This is a genomic window from Pseudomonas brassicacearum (genome assembly GCF_000585995.1).
Lineage (GTDB): Bacteria > Pseudomonadota > Gammaproteobacteria > Pseudomonadales > Pseudomonadaceae > Aquipseudomonas > Aquipseudomonas brassicacearum_A.
The window spans coordinates 1,118,503-1,145,499 of the sequence record NZ_CP007410.1 but is presented as its reverse complement, the minus strand read 5'-3'; the positions used below and the strand labels follow the sequence as shown (position 1 = coordinate 1,145,499).

Below are 26,997 nucleotides of genomic sequence, written 5' to 3'. Positions count from 1 at the left end.
CCACCTAGACAAAAAGCCCCGCGCTTCTCTCGAAGGCGGGGCTTTTTCATGCAGCATCTGAAGCTTAAGGCGCGTAAGTCAGCAGCAGCTCACTCGGCACTTTGAAGTCCAGGGACATCATGACGCTCAGGGCGGTGATGGTGAAGATCGAGAACACGAACAGCTTGCGTGCCCAGACCGTGTCATCCACCGCCTTGTAGCCGGTCCAGGCCATGTACAGCCAGTACATGCCCATGGCGGCGGCGACGGCGAGGTAGCTCATGCCGGCGTAGCCGCTGAAGGTCAGCATCAAGGTCGCCACGAGGAAGGCCAGGATGTAGAGCAGGATGTGCTTCTTGGCCACGCGGATGCCGCGCTTGACCGGCAGCACCGGAATCGAGGCCGCCAGGTAGTCGTTGAAGCGGAAGATCGCGATGGCATAGGAATGCGGCATCTGCCACAGGCTGAACATCACCAGCAGCGTCAGCGCAGCCATGTCGAAGCTGTTGCTCACCGCGACGTAACCGATCACAGGCGGCATCGCCCCCGACAGACTGCCCACCAGCGTGCCGTGCACCGACTTACGCTTGAGGTACAGGCTGTAGAGGCCGACGTAGATGACAAAACCGATCACCGCGAACAGCGCCGCCAACGGGTTGGCGACCCGATACAACAGCGCGACACCGGCCACGCCCAGCACCGTGGCGAACGCCAGGGCCAGTTGCACCGGGATCAGCCCCTGGACCAGCGCGCGGTTCTTGGTGCGCTCCATCTTGATGTCGATGTCGCGGTCGATGCAGTTGTTGAACACGCAACCGGACGCCACCACCAGGGAAGTGCCGATCATCGCCGCCAGGAAGATGGCCAGATCGACATGCCCTTTCGAAGCCAGGAAAAACCCGCCTGCCACAGAAAGCACGTTACCGAAAATGATCCCCGGCTTGGTGATTTGGATAAAGTGCTTTAAGGACATCCGGACTTTCCTCAGTGCGCCATCATGTTGGTGTGGATGCTGAACATGATCCACAACGACAGGCCAACCAGCAGGACAATCACGATCGCGGCAAAGACAAACGCGACCACGTTGTTACGTTGGGCGGCGGAGCGGTCCAGGTGCAGGAAGTACACCAGGTGCACCAGTACCTGGACCACGGCGAAGATCAGAATGATCCACAGGGTCAGGCTTTTCGGCAGTGTCGGGTACATCACCAGGCCGAACGGAATGACGGTCAGGATCACCGACAGGATGAAACCGATGGCGTAGGACTTGACGCTGCCGTGGCCGGCGTCGTGGCCATCATGGGAATGTGCGTTAGCCATTTACAAAGTCCCCATCAGATATACAACGGTGAATACGCAGATCCACACCACGTCCAGGAAGTGCCAGAACAGGCTCAGGCAGCTCAGGCGCGTCTTGTTGGTGGCGGTCAGGCCGTTTTTCTGGACCTGGTACATCATGATCGCCATCCAGATCAGGCCGCTGGTCACGTGCAGGCCGTGGGTGCCGACCAGGGTGAAGAACCCGGACAGAAAGCCTGAGCGGCTAGGGCCGAAGCCCTCGGAGATCAGTACGTGGAACTCATTGATCTCCATGCCGATGAAGCCGGCACCGAACAGGAAGGTCATGGCCAGCCAGCCCAGGACCTGGTTTTTCTTGCCCTTGAACAACGCCAGCATGGCGAAGCCGTAGGTAATCGAGCTGAACAGCAGCAGAGCGGTTTCGCCCAGCACGTACGGCAGCTCGAAGATGTCGTGGCCCGACGGGCCACCGGCGACGTTGTTAACCAGCACCGCGTACGCCGCGAAGATCGACGCAAACAGAATGCAGTCGGTCATCAGGTAGAGCCAGAAACCGAATACGGTCATCTCGCCCGAGTCGTGGTGATGGTCATCGTGCCCATGGTCATGACCATGGGCGTGTCCAACAGTGGTCACTAAGTTCGACATGGTTTAAGCCTGTTCCAACGAGGTTTCAACACGGGTGGCGGTGGCGGGGACTTTCCCGGCCGCTACCAGGCGCTTGTGCTGCTCGGCTTCGATGCGCTCGATGACATCCACCGGCACCATGTAGCCCTGATCGTCACGGGCAGCATGGATCACGAAATACGCCACGGTGCCGACCAGGCTGGCGATGGCCAGCCACCAGATGTGCCAGATCATCGCGAAACCGAACACGGTCAACAGCGCGCCCATGACCACACCGGTCGCGGTGTTGTTGGGCATGTGGATCGGCTCGTACTTGGCCGGAGCCTGGTACGCGGTGCCGTTTTCCTTGGCCTCGGTGAACGGGTCGATGACGTCCGCTTTTGGCAGCACGGCAAAGTTGTAGAACGGCGGTGGCGAAGAGGTCGACCACTCCAGGGTATGGGCATTCCACGGGTCACCGTGATCGCACACGTTCTCTGGCTTGTTGCGATCGCGCACGCTGACGTACAGCTGGATCAGCTGGCAGGCGATGCCGACAGCGATCATCACCGCACCGAACATGGCGACGTACAGGTACGGCACCCACTCAGGGTTGGTAGTGGCGTTCAGGCGACGGGTCATGCCCATGAAGCCCAGTACATAGAGCGGCATGAACGCGACGAAGAAGCCGGTGATCCAGAACCAGAACGCGGCCTTGCCCCAGCCTTCGTGCAGCTTGAAGCCGAACGCTTTCGGGAAGTAGAACGCGAAGCCGGCGATATAGCCGAATACCGCGCCACCGATGATCACGTTGTGGAAGTGGGCGATCACGAACAGGCTGTTGTGCAGCACGAAGTCCGCACCCGGGATGGCCAGCAGTACGCCGGTCATGCCGCCGATAGCGAAGGTCACCATGAAGCCCAGGGTCCACAGCACGTGGCTGGTGAAACGCAGGCGGCCCTGATAGATGGTGAACAGCCAGTTGAACAGCTTCACCCCCGTCGGGATCGAAATCAGCATCGTCGCCAGGCCGAAGAAGGCGTTGACGCTGGCCCCCGAACCCATGGTGAAGAAGTGGTGCAGCCAGACCATGAAGCCCAGTACCGAGATCGCGCCGGAAGCGTAGATCATCGAGTGGTGGCCGAACAGTTTCTTGCCGGAGAAGGTCGAGATGACTTCGGAGAAAATCCCGAACGCCGGCAGGATCAGGATGTACACCTCGGGGTGACCCCAGGCCCAGAACAGGTTGACGTACATCATCGGATTTCCACCCAGTTCATTGGTGAAAATGTGGAAATCCATGTAGCGGTCAAGCGTCAGCAAAGCCAGGGTTGCGGTGAGGATCGGGAAGGAAGCGACGATCAGCACGTTGGCCCAGGTGCAGGTCCAGGTGAAGATCGGCATGTCCATCAACTTCATGCCGGGGGTACGCATTTTCAGCACGGTGGCGAGGAAGTTGACCCCCGTCAGCGTTGTCCCCAACCCGGATAGCTGTAGCGCCCAGATGTAGTAATCCATCCCCACGCCCGGACTGTATTGCAGCCCAGACAGCGGCGGATAGGCCACCCAACCGGTCTTGGCGAATTCGCCAACGCCCAGGGACAGGTTGATCAGCACCACGCCGGACACCAGCAGCCAGAAGCTCAGGGAGTTCAGGAATGGGAAGGCCACGTCACGCGCGCCGATCTGCAGCGGCACTGCAAGGTTCATCAGGCCGGTGAAGAAAGGCATCGCCATGAAGATGATCATGATCACACCGTGGGCGGTGAAGATCTGGTCATAGTGTTCAGGCGGCAGGTAGCCAGGCGAACCCTCGGTGGCCATGGCCAACTGGGTACGCATCATGATGGCGTCGGCAAAACCGCGCAGCAGCATGACCATGGCGACGATGATGTACATCACGCCGATCTTCTTGTGGTCGACCGAAGTCAGCCACTCGGTCCACAGGTAGGTCCACTTCTTGAAGTAGGTGATCCCCGCAAATAGCGCCAGGCCACCGAGCGCGATGATGGCGAGGGTCACCATGACAATCGGCTCGTGGAACGGGATCGCTTCCCAACTTAATTTACCAAACATCGTTTACTCCTCTGCCCCGGCAGCTGAATGCGAGCTCATGTCCATCCCTTCCATGTTGTGGGCCACTTCCTTCTCTTTCTTCTCGTGGTGCATCGGCTTGCCCGGATTCATCCCTTCATACTTGTCGATGATGGTCTGGAACAGGTTCGGCGTGACCGACGAGTAGAGTTCGACTGGGTTGTTCTGGCTCGGTTTGGAAAGGGCTTCGTATTCAGCTTTTTCAAGCTGTTTAGGTGCCTTCTTCACATCGTTGACCCAGGCGTCGAAATCTTCCTGGGTCGTGGCGATTGCTTTGAACTTCATGCCGGTGAAACCCGCGCCGCTGTAGTTGGCGGAGATACCGTCGAGTTCGGCGTTCTGGTTGGCGATCAGGTGCAGCTTGGTCTGCATGCCCGCCATCGCGTAGATCTGGCCGCCCAGGCCCGGGATGAAGAACGAGTTCATCACGGTGTCGGAGGTGACCTTGAAGTTGATCGGCGTGTGGGCCGGGAACACGATCTTGTTGACAGTGGCGATGCCTTGTTCCGGATAGATGAACAGCCACTTCCAGTCCATCGAAACCACTTCAATGGTGATCGGCTTGACGTCCGAATCCAGTGGACGATACGGGTCCAGGGCATGGGTCGACTTGTAGGTGATGTAACCCAGGGCAATGATGATCAGCACTGGAATCGTCCACACCGCGACTTCGATCTTGGTCGAGTGCGACCACTTCGGCGTGTACGTGGCACTGGTGTTGGACGCGCGGTATTTCCAGGCGAACAGGAAGGTCATGACGATAACCGGCACAACGACGAGCAACATCAGCAGCGTGGCGGTGATGATCAGGTTTCGTTCATCCAGGCCGACCTGGCCCTTGGGATCGAGCAAGGTCATGTTGCAGCCTCCCAGCAACAACGTGCCGAGCAGGGGCAATAAGCCTAGTAATCGGGGGTACCTGTTTTTACTCATCTCACGACCTCTAAAGCAGCTTGCGCAATGCAGTTGGGTTTTGATCGCCAACACTTCACCCTGCCAAGGGTTGGCATTTTTCTTGGATTGAATAAGGGCTGCCCGTCGCTGCATCAATCAGACGCTGTTCGACACATCCTGGGCCAGCAGTGAGTTCTTATTCGTTGGTCAAAGGCCTAGTTCAAGCCCAATTCCATTTGGTGCGGGTAGTTGGAGGCACCGACACCCGGGGTCGCATGGGGCGATAACGCCCTTCGACCACCTCGTGCTCAAGCCTGAGCCGGGTCGGAAATTCGGTGCGGCCGATTGTAGTGAGCTGGCGCGCTGTAGACCATGTCTCATCCCGAAATAATTTTTATCCGATCCGGCAATAATCCCTGCCCGTAAATACAAACGGCCGGCATCTTATCGAAATTCATTCTCAACAAGAACCACAAAAAATATAGGCCTACTACGCCCGATTTAGACAGCTCGAGGGGGTTAAGAAGCGCTAGTTTTTCTGGGGAGAGCCCATTTTTCGGGGGCTAGGCCGCATGGCGCTTCGCTGTTAAAAATGCCTGCTGCACGAAGAGCCGCCTGAGATAATCCGAGCAGCATGTACTGTTTTTTTGTTACAGGATGAGGCGTTTATCCACGCCTGGAAGGATCGCAGGAGGCAAAATGTGTGACAACATGTCGCACACTGTCGCAACCCATTCTTGCCTCGGATCAAGGCCGATCCATCCCAAGGCTGAAATGCAAAACGCCCCGGCTCTCCAGAAGAGGAACCGGGGCGTTTCCTTGGGGTGTTTCAGCGAAGGTGTTTGCGGTTACGCGACACCAGCAACGGCACCAGCACCACGATCAGCACGAAGGCCACCAGCGCCCACTGTGCCAGGGACAGCCCCAGGATCGGCGGGTACGGGGTGGAGCAAAAACCATCGACCTGGAAACCCAACGGGAAGATCTTCGCCAGCGGCAGGTCGTCGACAATCGGTTGCAACACGTCGACGCCGCAACTGACCGCCGGGAAGAACTGGGTGTACACGTGATGCCCCGCCACGGCCGCTCCGGCCAGGGCGCAAAGCACCACAAGTCCTTCGAAAATCGTCAGGCTGCGACGGGTGCGCATGGCCGCGCCGACAAAGGCGAAGATCGCGATCAGCAACAGCGCATAGCGCTGCAGGATACACAGCGGGCACGGCGCTTCACCGAGCACTACCTGCATGTACAGCGCGCCGCCGATCAGCGCCAGGCAGATCAGCCCCAACAGCACCAGAAAGCGCCGTTCACGACCCAGGCGCATCATTTCCTCACTCATTGCCTTTCCTTTTGTATGCATGGATTGACGCGCAGCCTCGCGACACCCGGCGCGCGATCGGATGTATCGAAGTCTACACGCTGACCATGACAGTGAACGAGCTGCGGGCGTCGACATTGGAGGGGAATAGACCGCAAGAAGGTTAAGCGGGGATTAATTCTGGCAGTTGGGTAGGGATGGACCTGCTGCCGCCATCGCGAGCAAGCTCGCTCCCACAGGAGATAGCGGCGGACACAATTGCTGTGAACAGCGCAAAAAACTGTGGGAGCGAGCCTGCTCGCGATGAAGGCAACCCGGTTGCCCGGGTTTGCCGCTACCTCATTCCAGCGCCGCCGCCGGCCCGAAGAATTCGTAGCGACTCTGTTGGTCCGGTACGCCCAAGGCCCTGAGGTGGCGCTTGACGGCGCCCATGAAGCCCTTCGGCCCGAGGAAATAAGCGTCCAGGTCGCGCTGTTCCGGCAACCATTGCGCCAGTTGCGCCTCGCTCAACAGCCCCACCTTGTCAGCCGCCGGGCTCAAGCCGTCGTCTTCGTCATAGCAATAGAAACGCTTGAGTTGGGGGTGACGCTCGGCCAGCTCGTCGATCCAGCCGCGGAAGGCGTGGGCGCGGCCGTTGCGCGCGCAGTGGATGAAATGCACCGGCCGCTCGGTCTGCAGCGCAGCCTGCAACATGGCCAGGGTCGGGGTGATGCCAACACCGCCACTGATCAACACCAGCGGCTTGTCGCTGGCGGTCAGGTAGAAATCACCGGACGGCGGGAACAGCTGGATACTGCTGCCGACCTGAAAATGATGGTGCAGGTAGTTGGATACTCGTCCACCCGCCTCGCGTTTGACACTGATGCGGTATTGACCGTTGTCCGCCAGGGCTGACAGCGAATAGTTGCGGCGCACTTCCTCGCCATCGAGCATCAACTTCATGCCGATGTATTGGCCCGGCTCGGCCACCAGGATCGGCCCTTTGTCCGCCGGTTCAAAGTAGAACGAGGTGATCTCCGAGCTTTCCTGCACCTTGGCCACCAGGGTGAACTCGCGCTCGCCCCGCCAGCCGCCCGGTGCTGCGGCCTTGCGGTCATACATGCCGGTTTCGGCGCCGATCAGGATATCGGCCAGTTGGTTATAGGCGGCGCCCCATGCGGCAATCACTTCGGGCGTGGCGATCTCTTCGCCCAGCACCTCGGCGATCGCCCGCAACAGGCACGAACCGACAATCGGGTAATGTTCTGGCAGGATCTGCAAGGCGACGTGCTTGTTGACGATTTTCGCCACCAGGTCGCCCAACTGGTCGAGCTGGTCAATGTGCCGTGCATACATCAATACGCCGTTGGCCAGCGCACGCGGCTGATCGCCACTGGCCTGGTGAGCCTGGTTGAACAGCGGACGCACCTGGGGATATTCGGACAGCATCATGCGATAGAAGTGAGTTATCAGCGCTTCCCCACCGCTTTCAAGCAATGGAACGGTGGAGCGAATGATGGCGCGTTCTTCTCGAGTGAGCATAGGGTGACTCCTGGCGTATACAGAGAACAGTACCCAGGCTTTATCAGTTTCCATGCCAATAATTTTTATGTTTATTATCAATAGTTTAAAAATAAAGTAGTCATATCGACACGGCGCACTCTATAGTCTTTACGACTACATGGAGTCATTATGACCGCAACCACACTGCTGACTTCCCTGCTGCCCCTGGTGGCCGACCTCTCCCGTGAACTGCCTGAAGGCGAGCGTTATCGACGCCTGCTCGGCGCCTTGCGGGCCCTACTGCCTTGCGACGCGGCGGCGTTGTTGCGCCTGGACGGTGATTGCCTGGTGCCGCTGGCGGTAGATGGCTTGAGCACCGATACCCTGGGTCGACGATTCCGGGTCAGCGAACACCCGCGCTTCGAGGCACTGCTGGCCAACCCGCAGCCCACCCGCTTCGCCGCCGACAGTGATTTACCCGATCCCTACGACGGGCTGGTGGAGGGTCTCGACGAGCATCTGGAAGTTCACGACTGCATGGGCTGCCCGCTGTTCGTCGACGAGCGTCCCTGGGGCCTGCTGACGCTCGATTCGCTGGACTCGGGCCGCTTCGAACCCATCGACCTGAGCGCCCTGCAGGCGTTCGCCAGCCTCGCGGCCGCCACGGTCAGCGCCGCCGAACGCATCGAGGGCCTGGCCTTGAAGGCCGAAGACGAGCACCGCCGAGCCGAGGTCTATCGCCAGGCCAGCGGCCAGCAACACCGCGACATGGTCGGCCAGAGCAAGGCCCATAAACGCTTGGTGGAAGAGATCAAGCTGGTGGGCGGCAGCGACCTGACCGTGCTGATCACGGGCGAAACCGGCGTTGGCAAGGAACTGGTCGCCCAAGCCATTCATGCCGCGTCCAAGCGCGCCGAACAACCACTGATCAGCCTCAACTGCGCCGCGCTGCCGGAGACCCTGGTGGAAAGCGAACTCTTCGGCCACGTACGCGGTGCGTTCACCGGGGCCACGAGCGACCGACGCGGCAAGTTTGAACTGGCCGATGGCGGCACGTTGTTCCTTGATGAAGTGGGCGAGCTGTCGCTGACCGTCCAGGCCAAGTTACTGCGGGTGTTGCAGAGCGGCCAGTTGCAACGCCTGGGTTCGGACAAGGAACACCGGGTTGATGTGCGCCTGATCGCGGCCACCAATCGCGACCTCGCCGATGAGGTGCGCAACGGCCGTTACCGGGCCGACTTTTATCATCGCTTGAGCGTGTACCCGTTGCAGGTACCGGCGTTGCGTGATCGCGGACGAGATGTCCTGTTGCTCAGTGGCTTCTTCCTGGAACAGAACCGTTCGCGCATGGGCCTTAACAGCCTGCGCCTGAACAGCGACGCCCAGGCCGCCCTGCTGGCCTACGACTGGCCGGGTAATGTGCGTGAACTGGAACACCTGATCGGCCGCAGTGCCTTGAAAGCCTTGGGCAGGTGCGCGGTGCGACCGAAAATCCTCAGCCTCGGCGCCCAGGATCTCGACCTGCCCCAAGTCGCCGAGGAAAACCCTGCGCCCTCATCCGCCGCCCCTGCGCCGACGATGGACGGCATCAGCACAGACTTGCGCGAAGCGGTGGACGACTTCCAGCGCAGGCTGATCGGCGCCAGCCTGGAACGTCACCAGCACAACTGGGCCAGCGCCGCCCGGGAGCTGGGACTGGACCGGGCGAATCTGGGGCGGATGGCCAGGCGATTGGGGCTCAAATGATTGCCCCCGTGGCGAGGGAGCTTGCTCCCGCTGGAGTGCGCAGCGCTCCCTACCAACTGCGGCGCGAGGTTGAATTTGGCGACCGCTGCGCGCTCGAGCGGGAGCAAGCTCCCTCGCCACATAACTCTCTGCAACAGGGATCTTGTTACAACGATCCTTGCTGTCGACAGGTTTTGTCCTAAAGCCTGCCCTCAACAAGTCGATAACCCAATATCAAAAGCTGTTTTGGCGATCTTCGTGCTCGCCCCACCTTTTTCCACAGAAGGTTTTTATGTCTTCCAATAAAGCCCGCGCAGATTCACTTTCGCTTCTGCTATTTACCTTGCGCAGCGGCAAGCTGATGGCGATCAACCTGCTCAAAGTCAGTGAAATCATTCCCTGCCCGCCGCTGACCAAGCTGCCGGAGTCGCACCCACACGTCAAAGGCATCGCCACCCTGCGCGGGACTTCTTTGTCGGTGATCGACTTGAGCCGCGCCATCGGCGAGCGGCCACTGGAGGATCCGGATGGCGGTTGCCTGATCGTCACCGACGTCAGCCGTTCCAAGCAGGGCCTGCATGTGCAGGCAGTGAGCAAGATCGTGCATTGCCTGACCACCGACATCAAACCGCCGCCCTACGGCTCCGGCGGCGTGCGGGCGTTCATCACCGGCGTGACCTCGGTGGACGGCACGCTGGTGCAGGTGCTCGACATCGAGAAAGTCATCCATGGCATCGCCCCGGCACAGATCGAAACCGCGCCGACCGAACTGAGCATGGAAGACGCCGAAGTACTGGGCCACGCACGAATCCTGGTGGTCGATGACAGCCAGGTGGCACTGCAACAATCGGTGTACACCCTGCGCAACCTGGGCCTGCAATGCCACACTGCCCGCAGTGCCAAGGAAGCCATCGAGTGCCTGCTGGACCTGCAAGGCACCGATCAACAGATCAACCTGATCGTCTCCGACATCGAAATGTCGGAGATGGACGGCTACGCCCTCACCCGCACCCTGCGCGAGACCCCGGACTTCGCCCACCTCTACGTGTTGCTGCACACCTCGCTGGACAGCGCCATGAACAGCGAAAAGGCCCGGTTGGCCGGTGCCAACGGAGTCCTGACCAAGTTCTCCTCGCCGGAACTGACCAAGTGCCTGATCACCGCGGCCAAGGCCGTCGCCGAACAAGGTCATTGAGGCGGGCCAGATCGCTCCCATGCCAAGGCGTGGGATCGATCATCGCCCGGCAAACCTCAGGCATACTCCTGCCCTGGCTCCCAGAACAAGGACATGCCCAATGAAACCCCAAGCTCTTATCCTCATGAGTCTCACCGCCCTGGCCTTTCAGGCCCACGCCGCCAGCCCCGACGCCTGGGCCGCGCATGACAAAGCCGTCCTCGCCAGCTGCATCAAGGCCAGTGGCCTGAAAAACGTCGAACCGGTGGGCACCGCCGCGCAGTTCGACGACCGGGTCGGCTACACCGCGCTGTTACTGCAAGGCCAGTACCCGCAGAAACACATGAAAGACGCGACCGGCACCGAGCTGTGCCTCTACCGCAAGAAAACCAAAACCGCCTATGTCACCGAGTGGGACGCGATTCGTCCGGCCGATAGCCCGCGGTGAATGGCGCATAACTTGCTTTGCAACGGTTCATCGCGGCGTTTATCTGTCGCCACTTGCTAGCCTTCGACCGGTTGCTCAATGAACACAACGTTTTCCTGCGTAGGGTGCGGCAAGTGCTGCACCGATCACCACGTTCCCCTGACCCTCGATGAGGCCCGCATGTGGGCTGACGACGGCGGCCAGGTGATTGTTCTGGTGGAGGCCTTCCTGCCCAATGGCCTTGGCCTGCCGCCGGCGCAACGCGAGCACGCCCAGCGCCGTTCAGTGGTGGTCCGCAGCGGTAGCACCGAAGCCTTCGTGGCGATCACTTTCGCCGCCTACAACGTTGGTCGTTGCCGGAATCTTGACGATGAGAACCTGTGCCGCATCTACGAGCGCCGGCCATTGGTGTGCCGCATCTATCCGATGGAAATCAATCCGCACATCCCTCTCAACATCGCCGTGAAGGAATGCCCACCAGAGTCGTGGGAAACCGGGCCGCAATTGATCCTTGGCGGTGAACTGGTGGACCAGGAACTGGCCAGCTTGATTGAACGCTCACGCCAGGCTGATCGCGAAGAAATCCAGCTCAAGGAGCGTGTCTGCGCCTCCCTGGGCATTCACACCACTGCGCTGAAGGGCGACGGATTTACCGCTTATCTGCCCGACATGACAGCCTTCGCCGCCACCCTCGATCAGCTCCGCGCGCAGCCGCTGGCGCAGCAAGCCAGTGAATGGCAGTTCCATCTGTCCGGTGATGACGTTGCCGGCCAGGTACTGGCCAGCGGCGCGCGCGTGGTCACTGAAGTACCGGTCAACTACGCGTTTATTTCGCTGCGGGCAGCATAAACCTCAGACGGTTGCAGCAAATCTCTGTGGGAGCGGGCTTGCTCGCGAAGGCGTCGGGTCAGCTTGCATTGATGCTGAATGTCAGTCCGCTTTCGCGAGCAAGCCCGCTCCCACACGTGGAGTTTGCGGCATGCCGATCACACTCCCCTCTCGCCTAACCCTCGCCAGGAATGTTAGCGTGCTTGGTATTCCTTGCCCGATGAGCCTTCCGCGATGAAAAAAACCGTACTTGCCTTCAGCCGTATCACGCCCAAGATGGTCGAGCGCCTGCAACAGGATTTCGACGTGATCGTGCCCAACCCGTCGAACGGCGACATCAACGCGCAATTCAACGAAGCCTTGCCCCACGTCCATGGCCTGATCGGTGTCGGTCGCAAGCTCGGCCGCGAGCAACTGCAAAGCGCCGCGAACCTGCAAGTGGTGTCGAGTGTGTCAGTGGGTTACGACAACTACGACCTGGCCTACTTCAATGAACGCGGGATCATGCTCACCAACACCCCCGACGTGCTCACCGAAAGCACCGCCGACCTGGCCTTCACCTTGCTGATGACCAGCGCCCGTCGTGCCGCTGAACTGGACGCCTGGACCAAGGCCGGGCAATGGCAAGCGACAGTCGGCCCGCAACTGTTCGGCAGCGATGTGCACGGCAAGACCCTGGGTATCGTCGGCATGGGCAACATTGGCGCGGCCATTGCCCGGCGTGGCCGGCTGGGGTTCAACATGCCGATCATCTACAGCGGCAACAGCCGCAAGACCGAACTGGAAAACCAGTTGGGCGCACAATTTCGCGAGCTGGATCAGTTGCTGGCCGAAGCGGACTTTGTCTGCCTCGTGGTGCCATTGAGCGAGAAGACCCGTCATCTGATCGGCCAACGCGAACTGGCCCTGATGAAACCGAGCGCCATCCTGGTGAACATTTCCCGTGGCCCGGTGGTGGATGAACCGGCGCTGATCGAAGCCCTGCAGAGCAACCGCATCCGCGGCGCCGGGCTGGATGTCTACGAGAAAGAGCCATTGACCGAATCACCGCTGTTCCAGCTGAAAAACGCCGTGACCTTGCCCCACATCGGCTCGGCGACCCACGAGACCCGCGAGGCCATGGCCAATCTTGCTGTGGATAACTTGCGAAGTGCATTGATGGGCGAGCGACCGCAAAACCTGGTCAACCCGCAAGTCTGGAAATAAATTCTCCGCAAAAGCCCCCCCCCGGGGGAACACACCGTGGCGAGGGAGCTTGCTCCCGCTGGGCTGCGCAGCAGCCCCCCTTACGGTTTATCTGATGCACTGCGGCGGCAGATGCATCTTGGGGTTGCTTCGCAACCCAGCGGGAGCAAGCTCCCTCGCCACGGGTTTATCTCTAGACGTTATATCTCAGCGTGCGCCCAAGGCGACATTCGCTGCCACCAGCCGCGGCTTGCGGAACACCAGCACGTTCCCCAGCATCACCAGGACCAACCCGGCCAGCGCCGGCGCGGTCCATTGATAACCTTCGGCAAACGCCGAGACATTCAAGGCCACCACCGGAAACAGCACCGTGCAATACGCTGCTCGCTCCGGGCCCATGCGCCCCACCAGCGTCAGGTAGGCAGTAAAGCCGATCACCGAGCCCGGGATCACCAGGTACAACAGCGAGCCGACGTAACGCGCGTTCCATTCCATGTCGAACGGAATGCCTTTGAAAACACACCACACCGCCAACATCGCCGCACCATAAGCCATGCCCCAGGCATTGGTGGTCAACGGCTTGAGGCCGGCCTTCTGTTGCAGGCTCGAGAGCATGTTGCCCGCCGAGAAACACAAGGTGCCCAATAACGCCAACGCTAACCCCAGCAGCGTCTGTGGGCTCGCGCTGTGGCCGGCCAGTTCCGGCCAGAACAACAGTGCCAACCCCAGCAGCCCCAAGGCGCCGCCCAACAGCACGTTACGCGCGATCCGCTGGCCGAAAAATACCCGGGCATTGAACGCATTCCAGAGCGTGGCGGTGGAAAACACCACGGCAACCAAGCCGCTGGGAATCCACTGGCTGGCCGTGAGGAAACACATGAAGTTGATGCAGAACAGACACAGGCCCTGGGCAACGCAAATCAAATGGCCGCGCCGGTTCATCACCTGCAGGCGCCGACTGAGCAACAGCATCGCAAACAGAATCAGGGCCGCGAGGCCGAAGCGATAGACAATCGACACCGGGATGGCGACAACACCCAACTGCAGTTTCAGGGCAATCCACGTGGTGCCCCAGATGAGTACGGTAAGCAGGTACAACGAGAGGTTCATGGTGACGACTCCTGACAATGACCCTCAGTGTCCCGCCGTTGTCCCTCCCGCACTTGCGTAAACTTGCGCTTTTGTCGGTTTGCGGGCTGGCATGGGCCGGCCGACGGAGTAGGATTCGAGTCGGAGAGAACCGATCATGCCGACACTGCAAACCCTGCAAGTCTTTCAAGCCCTCAACAGTTCGCCCAATGCTCGCCTGGAGCACAGTGCCGAGCTCGGGGACGGCATGGCGGCTGCTTTGTGGAGCAATCATCACGACGCCCGGGACTATGAGGCGCCGACCCACCATACGCTGTCGTGCTACATCGCCGGCGGCACCGGCACGTTTCGCCGCGAACGGCCCGACACCACGGGGGCTCCCGACAAACTCTGCATCCTGCCGGCCGGCCATGAATCGGCCTGGGTCATCAACGGTGATATTCGTCTCGCTCACCTGTACTTCAGCCCCGAACAATTCGCCCTTGGCTGCGTCACGCTGCTGGACCGCGAACCCCGGCAGGTGCAACTGCACGAGGCGACCTTCCTCGACGATCCGCAACAGGCACAACGCTTTCGTCAATTGATCGCCCTGAACTGGGACGAGCCCGGTGAACGGCTGCTGACCACCAGCCTGGCCCATGAACTGCTCAACCATCTGCTGCTCAGCCAGGTTGGACAGCGTCAGGGGCTCCGCCTCAAGGGCGGGCTGGCCGCTCACCAGCGGCGGTTGCTGGTGGACTACATCGACAGCCATCTGGCCGATGCCATCAGCCTCGGGCAACTGGCGGCGCTGTGTGCGTTGTCCGAATATCACTTCGCGCGGATGTTCCGCGAAAGCTTCGGGCTGCCACCCCATCAATATGTGTTGGCCAGGCGCCTGGCACGCGCGCGGCACTTGCTGCGCAGTACTTCACAACCGCTGGGCGATGTGGCACTGGCGTGTGGATTTGCCAGCGCCAGTCACTTTACCAACCGTTTTCGCCAGGTCTTGGGCGCCACGCCCGGGGAGTATCGGCAGGCGTTTTTACGCTAGCCGATGGCGTCGGTCACTGGCTTGTCACTTCGGATCGATAAAAGCAAAAACGGGCCTGCGATTGCAGGCCCGTTTCAAGTCGGAAATTAACAATGAACGAGGTTTCAGCCGTTAAGCGCAGCCCGTTCGTTCTCCAGGAATTCTTCTTCCAGCATCGCATCGGCCAAGGCTACTGATTCGGTCGGAACCTCGATAGCGGCGCGTTTTCCGCGCAGTTTGCCGAACATGTGCTCCAGGGCGTTTTCAAGCTTGGTGGCCGCCCCCTCGATCGCCAGTTCCAGTGTATCGGCCTTGTGCGTCACGGAAATCGGCTGATGGCCTTTTGGCCGTGCTTCAAGCTGGCAACGCAAATCATGGGGACCGGGCTTGTCGCCGTTCTCGTCCCGCAAATGAACCTCGACCCGTGTCAGATCCTCTTCATAACGTTCGAGCGTGCTTTCGATGGTAGTACGTACCCACTCCTCCAGTCGGATGCTGCTTTGAATATGGTTATCGCTGTTGACTTGGATTTGCATAGTTCATCCCTTATTTCAGCTAGCTCGCCGGGGGCCATCGACGTTGGTGCAACGGCCCCTTGAATACAGAGTCGGGCTGGCGGAAGAACAATTCAACCCCTGTAAAAAGATAAATATTGATTTGCAAATAAAGCCGGACAACGGGCAAAAGCACTGTTAATGTCGGGAGTTACCTCGCCTGACCCATCCCCCGTAAATTCCCCTCCCGCCCTGCACCGTCAGCGAACATCCGCGCGTTATTGCCCCGAAACGGGCAGCCGCGACAGCCGTATTCCAGAGCCTCCAGCGCCCAGGCGCCGCGATCATTGTCCGACAGTTTTTCCGGCATGCCACTTGCTAACTCTCTGTAGGAGCCTCGCAGGTCGCGGTCCTTCTGACAGGCCGCCTGCCCGGCCCTGCAACCTTGCGATGAACACGATCATGGAATGGCCGATGGTCCGGTGTTGCGAACTAATCCCGATCAAGGCCGGTCAACAACTGCACGTTCAATCAGGCGGTGACGCATCATGGACAACCCTTTTCAGATCATTACCGACGCTTTTGCGCCGCAATATCAAATCAACCTGAGCATCCAGGGCCTGGACGGCAGCATCATGCTGACCCTTTCCAAGACCGGACGCATCGTCGCCAAACGCATGATCAGTGCCCAGCAGCGCAACGATCCGGAACGGCTCAAACGCCTGGTGCAGAGCATTCAGTTCGGTATTGCCATCGAGCAGGGCCACAGCGCCGTGGCGATCCTCGAAGCCATGACCGGCGGTGACACCATCAAACTGCCACCGCCGCAGGCACAGGGGCTCGCCTCCTCCCTCGCAGGCTTCTAGATCTCTCCCTTCTCCACTTCGGCATGCTCACTGGAACCCGCGCCAACCTGGCGGTGCGGGTGCTCGATCTTCACCGAAGGGAATTGCGACGAAGCGTAACGCACCACCAGGATCGCGAACGCCAGCAGCAGGATGCCACCGCACAGGTAGATGATCCCCAGGTCTGGCGGGCTGTGATGGGAGACGTTGGAAATCAGCAAGCGCGTCAATGCCGTGATCGCCACGTAGATCAGAAACCGCACGGGCATGTGATTGGTCTTGAAGTAAATCCCGACCATCGCCCCCAATTCCAGGTAGATGAACAGCAGCAGGATGTCATCGATCTTGATGTGCCCCGCCTCGATCATCTGCAGGAACTCCATGACCGCCGCCCACGCGGTTACCGCACCAATGGCGAACAACGCCAGGTAGTGGAAGGTCTCGACGAACAGGTTTCCCAGGGATTCAGCCAGCTGATGCACGTTCTGGCGCAGATTCTCGGCCCAGTTGATTTTCACGATGTAATTTCCTTAGGTCGACTCGACCGGATGATGCAGGTTGGACGTGACGGTTATTCTGCATGCAGAAAAAAGGCCAGCGGCTGTGGGTGAGATGGCAATAGGCTGGTAGTCGACACTTTACTCGCGCGACAAACCCCGAAAGCGGTCTACATTAAAAAGCCACTATCCAAGGGAAGAGGATTCGCTTATTCTCTGGCCTGTATATAAATACAGTAGTCACAAAGATAAACAATGTGAAGGCATGTGAGGTGGTGAATGGCCGTCGAAGTGGTATACCGCAGCAGCCGAGATCTGGAGCGCTTGTTCATGGATAAAGCCGAAGCTGACCGTCATGACAAAATGCTGGAACTCGCCGAATTGCTGGCCGAGGTTTTGCAAAAAGCCGTTCCATCGCTGAGTGAGCAGCAGGTGGAAGAGGCCGGGATCTACATGGCGAAGAATCGCGATGTGTTCGCCAAGGCATTCAAGAGCCAACCGGACGCCTTGTCCGAACTGCTCAATCCGTCGGACGAATAACCAAAAAGATCGCAGCCTGCGGCGGCTTCTAACAGGGAATGCACCTTGTGGAAGCCGCCGCAGGCTGCGATCTTTTTTTAATAGTAACGGCGTGGATCGGAATCGATCAGGCTGGCCAGCTTGGTCAGGGCGAAGCGCAGTTCGTCCTGGCTGGTGGGCGACATCAACACCAGCCGCACGCAGCGGGTGCTCCCGGACCGCTCAGCCTGAAACTGGGTACCACTGAGCACCAGTACGCCGTTGGCCCTAGCCAGCATGGTGAATTCGTCGCTGGTCCATGGCTCGGGCAACGTCAACCAGACGTGATACGCATGAGGCTGGGCCTTGAACTCGACATTGGCAAATATTTCCCGGGCAATGGCTTGCCGTCCGGCGGCTTCGTTGCGTTGGATGCGGACCAGTTTTTTGTCCAGGCCTTCGGTGATTACATTGCTGGCCAGTTGCGCAGTCAACGGCGAAGGCATCCAGACGCTGCTGCGCACCATCGAGGCCAGCCGTGAGAGCAGTTTCGGCGGGCTATAGAGATAGCCGATGCGAAGCGCCGGCATGACCGACTTCGACAAGCTGGTCAGGTACACCGAACGATCCGGCGCAAAGGCCGAGAGCGGTTTGATCGACGGATCGGTGGCGAGGAAACCATAAATATCATCGTCCAGGATGATGAAGTCGAACTCCTCGGCAAGCGCCGCGATCTGGGCCCGGCGTTTTTGCGACATGATCGCCGCCGTCGGATTCTGGCAGGTCGCCACGCAGACCAGCATCGCCGGCTTTTCTCGCAGGCACAGTTCGCGCAAGGCTTCGGGAATGATCCCTTCGTCATCCATTGGCACGCCACGCAGGCGGCGCTCAAGGCCATGGGCCAGGGAAATGATGCCGGGGTAACAAAGCGCCTCGCAAAGCACCAGGTCGCCGGCGTTGGTCAGGGCGCTCATCGCGACCATCAAGCCATGCTGGGCCCCGGCGGTAATCACCACTTGCTGCCATTGTGCGTCGGGCAATGAATGACGCAACCATTGCGCTCCCGCCTCGCGATGCGCCGGGTGCCCGCCATCCGGTGCGTAATCGAGGGCGCGAGCGAAATCAGTGCTTTTGGCCATGCCCACCAGCGCGTCGCGCAACCAATACTCCAAGGTTTCGCTGGAAGGCTTGATGATTGAAAGATCGAGTAATTCGGATTGCCCCAGATTCAGCGACGCGGCGCTATTGCTCGCCGACAACTCAGGCGACTTCTGATTGAGCACATAAGTACCCCGCCCCACTTCCCCCTGCACCAGGCGACGCCGATGGGCTTCGCTATAGGCCCGGCTGATGGTGCCCGGCGTGACATTCAGGGTGGTGGCCAGCTCTCGCAACGTCGGCAGGCGATCACCTTCGTTCAACACCCCGTTGCTGATATCGCGCGCCAACGCATCGGCAATCGACAAATACATCGGCTGGTTGAGCTCGCTTAGCTGGGGGACCCACATGAATGATCTCTGCCATCGTAGAAATGATGAGTATCCGAGCATATCACATGGAGGTTAGGTCCCTAATAAATCGATCAGGCTCAAAAATTGAGTCGATTGAGTCGATCAAAGAAATGCCTAAGCCTAATCAGTCAGCGCCAAACAGATAATTTTTATGATTAAAAATCAGCAAATTAAGCCAACTAAACCAGGAAAACAGAGGTCAACCCGCAAAAAATATTTCGCACAAGCAAATCACTCATTGAATCAACTCAATTATTTCAAATACACTGCTAGCGAATCGAATCAATCGACTCATTCCTCCTGATCACTGCGCGCCCTTGCCGCGCCAAGTCGAGACATCATGGACACACTCAGAAAGGATCTATCGCTGTCAGCGGTCATTGCGGGCCTTATCGCCGTGATCATTTCCTACGCCGGCCCGCTCATCATCGTATTTCAGGCAGCCAAGGAAGCACACCTGCCTAACGACGTGGTGTCTTCGTGGATCTGGGCGATCTCCATCGGCAGCGGGATCACCGGCCTGCTCCTGAGCTGGCGCCTGCGTGTCCCCGTGATTACGGCGTGGTCGACACCGGGCGCTGCGTTGCTGGTGTCGATGCTGCCCAACGTCACGCTGCCCCAGGCCATCGGCGCCTACGTGGTGGCGTCAGTGATCATCGCCGTGGTCGGTTTGTCCGGAGCCTTCGACAAACTGATGAACCGCCTGCCCAAGGCCATTGCCGCCGCCATGCTTGCAGGCATCCTGTTCCGCTTCGGCGCCGAGCTGTTCACGTCCATCAAGCTGCAACCGGCGCTGGTGCTGGCGATGATCGCCGCTTACCTGGTGTTCAAGCGCTTTTCGCCACGCTATGCGATTTTGTCGGTACTGATCGTCGGTTGTGCGGTGGCCGCCTCGTTCGGTGAGCTCAACAGCAGCTCGATCACCGTCGCAGTGGCCCACCCGGTCTTTATCGCCCCGGAATGGAGCTGGCACGCGATCATCAACATTGGCTTGCCACTGGCGCTGGTGACCTTGACCGGCCAACACGTGCCGGGCATGGCGGTGTTGCGCACCTCGGGTTACAACACGCCAGCGCGCTCGATCATTTCAGTCACCGCGCTTGGCTCGGTCTTGATGGCTCCCTTCGGATCCCACGGTTTTAACCTGGCAGCCATTACCGCAGCGATCTGCACTGGCCGCGAAGCCCACGAGAACCGAGACAGACGCTACATCGCCGGGATCGCCTGCGGGGTGTTCTACATTTTGATGGGCACCTTCGGCGCCACCCTGGCCTCGGTGTTTTCCGCGCTGCCCAAAGAGCTGATCGCATCCCTTGCCGGCCTGGCCTTGTTCGGTGCGATCAGTGCCGGGCTGACCGGCGCCATGGCCGACGAGAAACAACGGGAAGCCGCATTGCTCACCTTCCTGGTGACGGCCTCGGGTATGAGTTTCCTGGGCTTGGCCGCGGCGTTCTGGGGGCTGATATTCGGGCTCGTGGCGCATTTCGTGCTGACCTACACCCGGGAAAACAAAACCACCGTCATCGCCGAGGGTGGACGCCCCTGATCGCTCGCCTTCGCCAGCGCCCACAGGCGTCTGCAACTAGAGGATAGCGACTGGCGAAGGCGGCCATTTTTATCGGTACAACAAACGCTCCGCCAACTCATCGGCTACCCGGGCCGGTGAGCGTTTTTCCGCCTGGGCATGGGCGAAGACTTCCGTGAGCCGCGCGCCGATCTTGGACAGGTGCGCCGTGATGGTTGGCAACTCTTCGCCACGATGCTTGAGGGCCACGTAGATCAGGCCGCCGGAGTTGATCACGTAGTCCGGCGCATACAGTATCCCGCGCCGTTCCAGTTGATCGGCCACTTGCAGACTGCTCAACTGGTTATGGGCAGAACCGGCAACGGCCGAGCAGCGCAGTTGCGCCACGCTGTGGCTGTTGAGCACACCGCCCAACCCACAGGGGGCGAGGATGTCGCAGGGTGTGCTGAGCAACGCATCGTTGGCGATCGGATGAGCGCCCAGTTGCTCCATCGCCAGTTGCACCTTGCCAGGGTCGATGTCGCTGACCAGCAACTCCGCGCCCGCCGCGTGCAACTGTTCGGCCAAGGCGTAACCGACGTTGCCCAGCCCCTGGATCGCGACCCGCAGGCTTTCCAGGTTATCGCTACCCAGACGGGCCATGGCCGTGGCACGAATGCCGGCAAATACCCCCATCGCCGCATGGGGCGCCGGGTCTCCCGAGGCCGTGGTGCTGGTGACATGACGGGTCTGCTGGGCGATGCAATCCATGTCGGCCACCGAGGTGCCGCTGTCGATGGCGGTGATGTAGCGACCGTCCAATTGCTCGATGCAGCGACCAAAGGCTTCGAACAGCGCGGCCCGGCTTTCGACATGGGCCGGACGCATGATCACCGCGACCCCGCCACCCACCGGCAAGCCGGCCAGGGCAGCCTTGTAGCTCATGCCCTGGGCCAGGCGCACGGCGTCGACCACGGCACTTTCGTCGTCGGGGTAGGCAAGGTAACGACAGCCTCCCAGGGCGGGCCCCGGACGGCTGCAATGAATGGCAATCACCGCCTTCAACCCGGTCGCCGGGTCTACGCTTAGGTGCAGCGATTCAAGGCGGGAGCTTTGCATGAGAGCAAACATCGTAAGGCTCCCGAATCACTTTTGTTTGTTTCGCCAGTATAGGCGTGCAGTCGAAATTTGCTGGAGCACGCCGGAATAAGTCGCCAAGGTCGTCCGTCTTTTTCGGCATAACCTGTAACTGGGTCTGTCCGAGACTGGACGAAAGTCCATGGCAGAGCTAAAACGGGGCATAGCCCGGAGAGTTTGATGAAACCGCGCCAAGCCTTTTTTGACTGTCTTCACCGCTCGCCACCGGCACTGTTCGAAGCGGCGTTATGGATCGCTGCCGAACATGAACGCGACGCGGACGTACCGACCTTGCTGAAGGATTTCAAGGATCTGCAGCAACGGGTCAGCCATGGCCTGCCGATGCTGCCTGTGAGCGAACTGGGCCAACCGCTGTTGCGGCGCCTCAATGACCTGGGGTTTGCCCAGGACGATTTCACACCTCTGCGCCCGCGTGCGGCGCTGCTCAACCAAGTGCTGGCGCGCAAACGCGGCCAACCCCTGGCGCTGGGCCTGATTGCCCTGGAATTGGCCCGATGCCTGGAAATTCCGATGGTCGGCGTCAATTTTCCCGGCCATTTCCTGCTGCGAGTGCCCGGCGCCGACCATCTACTCGACCCGTGCGGTGGTCGTCGGCTGTACCCCAATGACTGTCGCGAACTGCTGCAACGCCAATACGGCGCGAACATGCCGCTCAAGGCCGAGCACCTGGTCACCGCCGAACCAGCGCAGATGCTCCAGCGCCTGTCGCGCAATCTCCGTCAACTGCACCTGTCGAACGACGATTACATTGCGGCGCTTATCGACGCCGAACGCGTGCTGGAACTGGGCAATGCCAGCGCCGCCGATTATCTGGCCCGCGCCAGCCTGTACCAGCGGCTCGATTGCCCCAATGCCGAACGCTTCGACCTGGAACATGCCCTGATGCTCAGCGACGACCCGATCCAGCGAATCCGGCTGACGGAGCGATTGGGCCATTTGCCGCCGAATTCGGTGGTGCATTGAACAGATGAACTTAGACCCTATGACGGCCCCCTGTGGCGAGGGAGCTTGCTCCCGCTGGGACGCGAAGCGGCCCCAAGCTTTTTTGCGGTTGCTGCGCAACCGAGCGGGAGCAAGCTCCCTCGCCACATGGGATCACCTGGTTTTCAGAACCGTGTGAAGCCGTCAGGGGGTATCCGGCTGATTCGCCGGGTGTGCCTTTTGGAAGGCCGAATGCCCAGCCGCCAATGCCGCAGCCCGACGAATCCGTGGATACGTTTGCAAAGACACATTGAACCGCTCGGCCGCGTACAACTGCGGGATCAGGTAAACGTCTGCCAACCCTGGTGCGGCACCGAAGCAATAACCCTCATCGCCAATCAACTGCTCCACCGCCGCCAGCCCCTGGCTGATCCAGTGCCCGATCCACTCCGTCACCTGGGTTTCATCGTGACCCCACTGGCGCAGTTTGTTGAGCACGCTGACGTTGTGCAGCGGATGGACATCGCAACCGATCAACGCCGCGACGCCTCGCTCATGGGCGCGAACCGCCAAGTCCGCGCTGAGCAGCGGCACCTGTGGATAACGTTCCTCCAGGTATTCGATGATGGCGGGTGATTGCACCAGCAACGCCCCCTCATCGGTGCGCAGTGCCGGTACACGACCCTGGGGGTTGATCGCCAAGTAGGCCGGCTGGCGATGCTCGCCCCCAGGCACAGCGATCAGGTTGACCGGCAGGGCCTGGTAATCCAGGCCCTTGAGCGCCAGCGCAATGCGCACCCGGTAGGAAGAGGTGGAACGGTAATAGGTATAGAGTTCCATGCCCTGACCCTCAACGCGCCGGCAGGATCTTGCCCCGGCATTCGCCGAAGCCGATGGACGTGACGCCCTCCCCGCGGCAACGGGCCCGCAGGATGATTTCGTCGCCGTCTTCGAGGAATTTACGAACTTCGCCAGAAGCCAGTTCGATCGGCGTTTTACCGCCCTCGGTGATTTCCAGCAGGCTGCCAAACTGGCCGTTTTCAGGTCCCGACAAAGTCCCCGAACCAAACAGATCACCGGCTTGCAACTGGCAGCCATTGACGCTGTGGTGGGCGACCATTTGGGCCACGGTCCAGTACATGTACTGGGTGTTGCTCAGGGTCAGCCGATGGGCCGGCAGATTCTGCTCGCGCATGGTTTCGGTCAGCAGCAGGACTTCCAGCTCGATATCGAATGCCCCGGCGGCCTGGTCACGCTTGTCCAGCAAATACGGCAGCGGCTGCGGATCGCCTTCCGGGCGTGCCGGTTGAGGACGGCGGAACGGTTCGAGGGCTTCGGCCGTCACGACCCATGGCGAAATACTGGTCAGGAAACTCTTCGACAAAAAGGGCCCCAGCGGCTGGTATTCCCAGGCCTGGATATCCCGGGCCGACCAGTCGTTGAGCAGGCAGAAACCGCCGATGTGCTCGGCGGCATCGCCGATGGCGATGGGTTCGCCCAGGGCGTTGCCCTTGCCGATCCAGATGCCCAATTCCAGCTCATAGTCCAGCCGCGCACACGGGCCGAAAGTCGGCTCGGTCTGGCCGGCCGGCAGGGTCTGGCCCTTGGGACGGCGCACATCGGTGCCGGACGGGCGAATGGTCGAGGCACGGCCGTGGTAACCGATGGGTACGTATTTGTAATTGGGCAACAATGGATTGTCGGGACGGAACAGCTTACCGACATTTTGTGCGTGCTCGATACCGACGTAGAAGTCGGTGTAGTCGTTGATCTTCGCCGGCAGGTGCATCTGGCAATCGCTCGCCAGGGGCAGCAGTTTCGCGCCCAGGGCTTCGATCTTGCCCCGCAGCGGACTGTCTTCGCGCAGCAACTCCAGCAACCGTTCACGCAAGGCCACCCGGGCGGCGCGTCCCAGGTCGAAGAACGCGTTCAACTGGCCGCCCTGCATGGCTGCGACGGCTTCACGCGCCGCACCGTCAAACAGGCCCGCTTGCAGCGCAGCTGGTAAATCGAAAATCCGCTCGCCGATCGCCACGCCGCTGCGCGGGGCACCGCCATCGATGCTGAAGATTCCCAGCGGCAGGTTTTGCAGTGGGAAATCGGCATGGCCGTTGGCGGAGGCAACCCAGCTACGGGCAGGGGAAACTTGAGTCATGAATTATCTCCGGGTCGGGTCGAACGTGACAGGCAGCGAGGCCCAACAAGCATCGTAGTCGGTTTGCAGTTGCGGGCAGTCCAGGGCGAAACGGCTCGGGCGCAGGACCTGGCTGGTCTCGAACATGAAGGCCATGGTGTTGTCGATTTTCGCAGGCGCCAGCTGGGCATTGATCGCCTTGGTGCAGGTTTCGCCGTCCGGGCCATGGGCACTCATGCAACTGTGCAGGGAGGCACCGCCGGGCAGGAAACCTTCGGCCTTGGCATCGTAGGCGCCCTGGATCAGGCCCATGAATTCGTTCATCAGGTTGCGGTGGAACCACGGTGGACGGAAGGTGTTTTCCGCCACCATCCAGCGCGGCGGGAAGATCACGAAGTCGAGGTTGGCCAGGCCGTGGACGCTGGTGGGCGAGGTCAATACGGTGAAAATCGACGGGTCCGGGTGGTCGAAGCTGACCGTGCCGAGGGTGTTGAAACGGCGCAGGTCGTATTTGTACGGCACGTTGTTGCCGTGCCAGGCCACCACGTCAAGCGGCGAATGATCCAGTTCACAGCCCCACAACTCGCCGAGGAACTTCTGCACCAGCGTGGTCGGCTGGGCGAGGTTTTCGTAATGAGCGACCGGTGTCAGGAAATCTCGCGGGTTGGCCAGGCCATTGCTGCCGATGGGCCCGAGGTCCGGCAGGCGCAGCGGTGCACCATGGTTTTCAGCGAGGTAACCGCGGGCCTGCGGGTCGAGCAGTTCGACGCGAAACTTCAAGCCCCGGGGCAGCAGGGCAATCTCCAGCGGTGCCAATTCCAGCACGCCCAGTTCGGTGGCGATTCGCAGCCGTCCCAGTTGCGGCACGATCAGCCATTCCCCGTCGGCATTGAAGAACACCCGCTCCATGGAACGGTTGGCGCGGTAGTGGTAAATGCTGATGCCGGCCGGTTTGTCCGAGCCGGCATTGGCCGCCATGCGAACCAGTCCGTCGATGAAATCGGTCGGTTCGGCGGGAATGTCCAGCGGGTTCCAACGCAGGCGATTGGGCGTGACCTCACCCAACGGACCGCCGGCCATCTGCCGCTCAAGCTTGACGAAGACCGGGTGATTGGCCGACGGCCGGATGCGATACAGCCAGGTACGCCGCGCTTCGCTGCGGGCCATGGTGAACGCGGTACCGGAGAACAACTCAGTGTAGAGACCGTACGGGGCTTTTTGCGGGGAGTTCTGGCCGACCGGCAGTGCGCCGGGCAGTGCTTCGCTGGCGAACTCGTTGCCGAAACCGGATTGGTAAGCCAGATCCGACGCCGTGGAGTCGAGGTGCATGGAGCCTCCTGAACACAGGACTGAGTGCGGCCCGTCGCCCTATGGAGGAGCGTGAGGCGCACTGGGTTATTTTTATCGTAATTCAATTACGCATAACGTAATTTGCTCGACAGCGACCGTCAAGCTATAAAGACGCCCACTCGCCTCTGGACCCTGCGCTTCCATGGAAAACCCGCCCAACAACGGTAAACAGAAAGTCCGCTCGGCCGAAGTCGGCACCGACATCCTCAAGGCCCTGGCCGAGCTGTCGCCCTCCACGTCGCTGTCGCGCCTGGCCGAACACGTGCAAATGCCGGCGAGCAAGGTTCATCGCTACCTGCAGGCCTTGATCGCCAGCGGTTTTGCCGAACAGAACACCGCCACCAACCACTACGGTCTGGGCCGCGAGGCCCTGCGCGTTGGCCTGGCCGCATTGAACGGCATGGACGTGTTGCAAGTGGCGGCACTGCCCTTGGCCGAGTTGCGCGACGATCTGAACGAAACCTGTTTCCTCGCGGTGTGGGGGAATCACGGCGCGACCGTGGTGCGTATCGAGCCCGCTGTGCGGGCCGTGACCGTGGTGACGCAACTGGGCTCGGTACTGCCGCTGCTCAGCTCATCCACGGGGCTGGTCTTCAGCGCCTACCTGCCAGAGCGCGAGACGATCGAGTTACGCGTGCAGGAAGTGAACAGCACCAGCAGCCATGCCCTGGCCGACGACACGGTCTATGCCGCCCTGTGCGAGCAGATCCGCAGTCGCGGCCTGCATCACGTGCATGGCTTGCTGATGCCGGGGGTGGATGCCCTGTCCGCCCCGGTATTCAATGCCGTCGGCCAAGTAACGGCGGTCATGACCATCGTTGGCCCGACCTCGCTGTTCCATGCCGACGAGCACGGTCCGGCGGCGCAACGCCTGCTGGCGGCGACCCGGGCCGTGAGTTGGCGAATGGGCTATGAGGCGAGTCCGGGATCAGCTCAGCAAATCCGGGACAATCTTGATCATTAGATCATCGCG

At 60.5% G+C, this 26,997-nt stretch carries 26 protein-coding genes; 11 read left to right on the top strand and 15 right to left on the bottom strand.

Translation table 11 applies throughout. The annotated features are described in order from the left end of the window. Positions 1-64: 64 nt before the first annotated feature. The 7 genes from cyoE to hmpA form a co-directional block, all read right to left on the bottom strand. Positions 65-952: a heme o synthase gene (gene cyoE / locus CD58_RS04815; RefSeq protein ID WP_025211928.1), complete on the bottom strand. Its 888-nt coding sequence runs from the start codon at positions 950-952 to the stop codon at positions 65-67. A gap of 11 nt (positions 953-963) precedes the next feature. Further along, the gene (cyoD, locus tag CD58_RS04810) at positions 964-1,299 is read right to left on the bottom strand and encodes a cytochrome o ubiquinol oxidase subunit IV (RefSeq protein ID WP_025211927.1); all 336 of its coding nucleotides are present in this window, start codon (positions 1,297-1,299) and stop codon (positions 964-966) included. After that, entirely contained in the window at positions 1,300-1,926 is a 627-nt protein-coding gene (locus CD58_RS04805) for a cytochrome o ubiquinol oxidase subunit III (protein WP_025211926.1), read from the bottom strand. It abuts the gene before it with no gap. 3 nt (positions 1,927-1,929) lie between these two features. After that, the gene (gene cyoB, locus CD58_RS04800; protein WP_025211925.1) at positions 1,930-3,960 is read right to left on the bottom strand and encodes a cytochrome o ubiquinol oxidase subunit I; all 2,031 of its coding nucleotides are present in this window, start codon (positions 3,958-3,960) and stop codon (positions 1,930-1,932) included. A 3-nt stretch (positions 3,961-3,963) separates the two neighbouring features. After that, positions 3,964-4,911: a ubiquinol oxidase subunit II gene (gene cyoA, locus CD58_RS04795; protein WP_025211924.1), complete on the bottom strand. Its 948-nt coding sequence runs from the start codon at positions 4,909-4,911 to the stop codon at positions 3,964-3,966. Positions 4,912-5,701: 790 nt separating this feature from the next. Then, positions 5,702-6,211 (bottom strand): disulfide bond formation protein B, encoded by a 510-nt coding sequence (locus CD58_RS04790; RefSeq protein WP_025211923.1) that lies wholly within the window; start codon positions 6,209-6,211, stop codon positions 5,702-5,704. 318 nt (positions 6,212-6,529) lie between these two features. Next, on the bottom strand, positions 6,530-7,711 hold the full coding sequence (gene hmpA, locus CD58_RS04785) for an NO-inducible flavohemoprotein (protein WP_025211922.1): 1,182 nt from the start codon (positions 7,709-7,711) through the stop codon (positions 6,530-6,532). Between the two features lie 150 nt (positions 7,712-7,861). Between hmpA and norR the strand changes: the two genes are divergently transcribed. The 5 genes from norR (at position 7,862) to CD58_RS04760 (ending at position 13,032) form a co-directional block, all read left to right on the top strand. Then, positions 7,862-9,418 (top strand): nitric oxide reductase transcriptional regulator NorR, encoded by a 1,557-nt coding sequence (norR, locus tag CD58_RS04780; protein ID WP_025211921.1) that lies wholly within the window; start codon positions 7,862-7,864, stop codon positions 9,416-9,418. A gap of 271 nt (positions 9,419-9,689) precedes the next feature. After that, positions 9,690-10,592 (top strand): chemotaxis protein, encoded by a 903-nt coding sequence (locus CD58_RS04775; RefSeq protein WP_025211920.1) that lies wholly within the window; start codon positions 9,690-9,692, stop codon positions 10,590-10,592. A gap of 100 nt (positions 10,593-10,692) precedes the next feature. Continuing rightward, the gene (locus CD58_RS04770) at positions 10,693-11,019 is read left to right on the top strand and encodes a hypothetical protein (RefSeq protein ID WP_025211919.1); all 327 of its coding nucleotides are present in this window, start codon (positions 10,693-10,695) and stop codon (positions 11,017-11,019) included. Positions 11,020-11,097: 78 nt separating this feature from the next. Then, positions 11,098-11,847 (top strand): YkgJ family cysteine cluster protein, encoded by a 750-nt coding sequence (locus tag CD58_RS04765; protein WP_025211918.1) that lies wholly within the window; start codon positions 11,098-11,100, stop codon positions 11,845-11,847. Positions 11,848-12,060: 213 nt separating this feature from the next. After that, positions 12,061-13,032 (top strand): 2-hydroxyacid dehydrogenase, encoded by a 972-nt coding sequence (locus CD58_RS04760; RefSeq protein WP_025211917.1) that lies wholly within the window; start codon positions 12,061-12,063, stop codon positions 13,030-13,032. Between the two features lie 186 nt (positions 13,033-13,218). On the opposite strand, the gene CD58_RS04755 is transcribed toward CD58_RS04760, so the two are convergent. Beyond that, positions 13,219-14,121, bottom strand: a complete 903-nt coding sequence (locus tag CD58_RS04755; protein ID WP_025211916.1) for a DMT family transporter — start codon at positions 14,119-14,121, stop codon at positions 13,219-13,221. Positions 14,122-14,257: 136 nt separating this feature from the next. On the opposite strand from CD58_RS04755, the gene CD58_RS04750 reads away from it, so the two are divergent. After that, positions 14,258-15,133 (top strand): helix-turn-helix domain-containing protein, encoded by an 876-nt coding sequence (locus CD58_RS04750; RefSeq protein ID WP_025211915.1) that lies wholly within the window; start codon positions 14,258-14,260, stop codon positions 15,131-15,133. Between the two features lie 104 nt (positions 15,134-15,237). Here the strand turns inward: CD58_RS04750 and CD58_RS04745 are convergent, their stop codons facing one another. Continuing rightward, a complete protein-coding gene (locus tag CD58_RS04745) occupies positions 15,238-15,648 on the bottom strand; it encodes an HPF/RaiA family ribosome-associated protein (RefSeq protein ID WP_025211914.1) in 411 nt (136 codons plus the stop codon). A gap of 506 nt (positions 15,649-16,154) precedes the next feature. Between CD58_RS04745 and CD58_RS04740 the strand changes: the two genes are divergently transcribed. Continuing rightward, positions 16,155-16,472 (top strand): DUF3509 domain-containing protein, encoded by a 318-nt coding sequence (locus CD58_RS04740; RefSeq protein WP_025211913.1) that lies wholly within the window; start codon positions 16,155-16,157, stop codon positions 16,470-16,472. On the opposite strand, the gene CD58_RS04735 is transcribed toward CD58_RS04740, so the two are convergent. Next, a complete protein-coding gene (locus tag CD58_RS04735) occupies positions 16,469-16,969 on the bottom strand; it encodes a phosphate-starvation-inducible protein PsiE (protein ID WP_025211912.1) in 501 nt (166 codons plus the stop codon). The two genes, CD58_RS04740 and CD58_RS04735, sit on opposite strands and share 4 nt — an antisense overlap. A 258-nt stretch (positions 16,970-17,227) precedes the next feature. Here CD58_RS04735 and CD58_RS04730 point away from each other — a divergent pair, with 258 nt between their 5' ends. Beyond that, positions 17,228-17,488: a YebG family protein gene (locus CD58_RS04730; protein ID WP_003205410.1), complete on the top strand. Its 261-nt coding sequence runs from the start codon at positions 17,228-17,230 to the stop codon at positions 17,486-17,488. Positions 17,489-17,565: 77 nt separating this feature from the next. Here the strand turns inward: CD58_RS04730 and CD58_RS04725 are convergent, their stop codons facing one another. After that, positions 17,566-18,954 carry a PLP-dependent aminotransferase family protein gene (locus CD58_RS04725; RefSeq protein WP_025211911.1) on the bottom strand — a complete coding sequence of 463 codons (1,389 nt, stop codon included), beginning with the start codon at positions 18,952-18,954 and terminating at the stop codon, positions 17,566-17,568. Between the two features lie 343 nt (positions 18,955-19,297). Between CD58_RS04725 and CD58_RS04720 the strand changes: the two genes are divergently transcribed. Continuing rightward, positions 19,298-20,503, top strand: a complete 1,206-nt coding sequence (locus tag CD58_RS04720) for a benzoate/H(+) symporter BenE family transporter (protein ID WP_025211910.1) — start codon at positions 19,298-19,300, stop codon at positions 20,501-20,503. Between the two features lie 69 nt (positions 20,504-20,572). Here CD58_RS04720 and CD58_RS04715 read toward each other — a convergent pair whose 3' ends face one another. Beyond that, positions 20,573-21,592, bottom strand: coding sequence for a Glu/Leu/Phe/Val dehydrogenase family protein (locus CD58_RS04715; RefSeq protein ID WP_025211909.1), 1,020 nt, complete (start codon positions 21,590-21,592; stop codon positions 20,573-20,575). A 186-nt stretch (positions 21,593-21,778) separates the two neighbouring features. Here CD58_RS04715 and CD58_RS04710 point away from each other — a divergent pair, with 186 nt between their 5' ends. Then, positions 21,779-22,582 carry a SirB1 family protein gene (locus CD58_RS04710; RefSeq protein ID WP_025211908.1) on the top strand — a complete coding sequence of 268 codons (804 nt, stop codon included), beginning with the start codon at positions 21,779-21,781 and terminating at the stop codon, positions 22,580-22,582. Between the two features lie 162 nt (positions 22,583-22,744). On the opposite strand, the gene maiA is transcribed toward CD58_RS04710, so the two are convergent. The 3 genes from maiA to hmgA are packed head-to-tail and all read right to left on the bottom strand — an operon-like array spanning position 22,745 to position 26,003. Beyond that, entirely contained in the window at positions 22,745-23,380 is a 636-nt protein-coding gene (gene maiA / locus CD58_RS04705; RefSeq protein WP_025211907.1) for a maleylacetoacetate isomerase, read from the bottom strand. Between the two features lie 10 nt (positions 23,381-23,390). Continuing rightward, positions 23,391-24,695, bottom strand: a complete 1,305-nt coding sequence (fahA, locus tag CD58_RS04700) for a fumarylacetoacetase (protein WP_025211906.1) — start codon at positions 24,693-24,695, stop codon at positions 23,391-23,393. A 3-nt stretch (positions 24,696-24,698) separates the two neighbouring features. Continuing rightward, the gene (gene hmgA / locus CD58_RS04695) at positions 24,699-26,003 is read right to left on the bottom strand and encodes a homogentisate 1,2-dioxygenase (protein ID WP_025211905.1); all 1,305 of its coding nucleotides are present in this window, start codon (positions 26,001-26,003) and stop codon (positions 24,699-24,701) included. Positions 26,004-26,166: 163 nt separating this feature from the next. Between hmgA and CD58_RS04690 the strand changes: the two genes are divergently transcribed. Continuing rightward, entirely contained in the window at positions 26,167-26,988 is an 822-nt protein-coding gene (locus CD58_RS04690; RefSeq protein WP_025211904.1) for an IclR family transcriptional regulator, read from the top strand. The last annotated feature ends 9 nt before the right edge of the window (positions 26,989-26,997 follow it).

Coding starts and splice junctions, on each gene's coding strand:
- CD58_RS04715 (WP_025211909.1), bottom strand. CDS start 21,592: ATGTTTGCTCTCATGCAAAGCTCCCGCCTTGAATCGCTGCACCTAAGC.
- CD58_RS04770 (WP_025211919.1), top strand. CDS start 10,693: ATGAAACCCCAAGCTCTTATCCTCATGAGTCTCACCGCCCTGGCCTTT.
- hmgA (WP_025211905.1), bottom strand. CDS start 26,003: ATGCACCTCGACTCCACGGCGTCGGATCTGGCTTACCAATCCGGTTTC.
- CD58_RS04805 (WP_025211926.1), bottom strand. CDS start 1,926: ATGTCGAACTTAGTGACCACTGTTGGACACGCCCATGGTCATGACCAT.
- cyoA (WP_025211924.1), bottom strand. CDS start 4,911: ATGAGTAAAAACAGGTACCCCCGATTACTAGGCTTATTGCCCCTGCTC.
- maiA (WP_025211907.1), bottom strand. CDS start 23,380: ATGGAACTCTATACCTATTACCGTTCCACCTCTTCCTACCGGGTGCGC.
- CD58_RS04740 (WP_025211913.1), top strand. CDS start 16,155: ATGGACAACCCTTTTCAGATCATTACCGACGCTTTTGCGCCGCAATAT.
- CD58_RS04750 (WP_025211915.1), top strand. CDS start 14,258: ATGCCGACACTGCAAACCCTGCAAGTCTTTCAAGCCCTCAACAGTTCG.
- CD58_RS04775 (WP_025211920.1), top strand. CDS start 9,690: ATGTCTTCCAATAAAGCCCGCGCAGATTCACTTTCGCTTCTGCTATTT.
- CD58_RS04755 (WP_025211916.1), bottom strand. CDS start 14,121: ATGAACCTCTCGTTGTACCTGCTTACCGTACTCATCTGGGGCACCACG.
- norR (WP_025211921.1), top strand. CDS start 7,862: ATGACCGCAACCACACTGCTGACTTCCCTGCTGCCCCTGGTGGCCGAC.
- CD58_RS04710 (WP_025211908.1), top strand. CDS start 21,779: ATGAAACCGCGCCAAGCCTTTTTTGACTGTCTTCACCGCTCGCCACCG.
- CD58_RS04725 (WP_025211911.1), bottom strand. CDS start 18,954: ATGTGGGTCCCCCAGCTAAGCGAGCTCAACCAGCCGATGTATTTGTCG.
- fahA (WP_025211906.1), bottom strand. CDS start 24,695: ATGACTCAAGTTTCCCCTGCCCGTAGCTGGGTTGCCTCCGCCAACGGC.
- cyoB (WP_025211925.1), bottom strand. CDS start 3,960: ATGTTTGGTAAATTAAGTTGGGAAGCGATCCCGTTCCACGAGCCGATT.
- CD58_RS04690 (WP_025211904.1), top strand. CDS start 26,167: ATGGAAAACCCGCCCAACAACGGTAAACAGAAAGTCCGCTCGGCCGAA.
- cyoD (WP_025211927.1), bottom strand. CDS start 1,299: ATGGCTAACGCACATTCCCATGATGGCCACGACGCCGGCCACGGCAGC.
- CD58_RS04760 (WP_025211917.1), top strand. CDS start 12,061: ATGAAAAAAACCGTACTTGCCTTCAGCCGTATCACGCCCAAGATGGTC.
- cyoE (WP_025211928.1), bottom strand. CDS start 952: ATGTCCTTAAAGCACTTTATCCAAATCACCAAGCCGGGGATCATTTTC.
- CD58_RS04720 (WP_025211910.1), top strand. CDS start 19,298: ATGGACACACTCAGAAAGGATCTATCGCTGTCAGCGGTCATTGCGGGC.
- CD58_RS04730 (WP_003205410.1), top strand. CDS start 17,228: ATGGCCGTCGAAGTGGTATACCGCAGCAGCCGAGATCTGGAGCGCTTG.
- CD58_RS04765 (WP_025211918.1), top strand. CDS start 11,098: ATGAACACAACGTTTTCCTGCGTAGGGTGCGGCAAGTGCTGCACCGAT.
- CD58_RS04790 (WP_025211923.1), bottom strand. CDS start 6,211: ATGAGTGAGGAAATGATGCGCCTGGGTCGTGAACGGCGCTTTCTGGTG.
- hmpA (WP_025211922.1), bottom strand. CDS start 7,711: ATGCTCACTCGAGAAGAACGCGCCATCATTCGCTCCACCGTTCCATTG.
- CD58_RS04745 (WP_025211914.1), bottom strand. CDS start 15,648: ATGCAAATCCAAGTCAACAGCGATAACCATATTCAAAGCAGCATCCGA.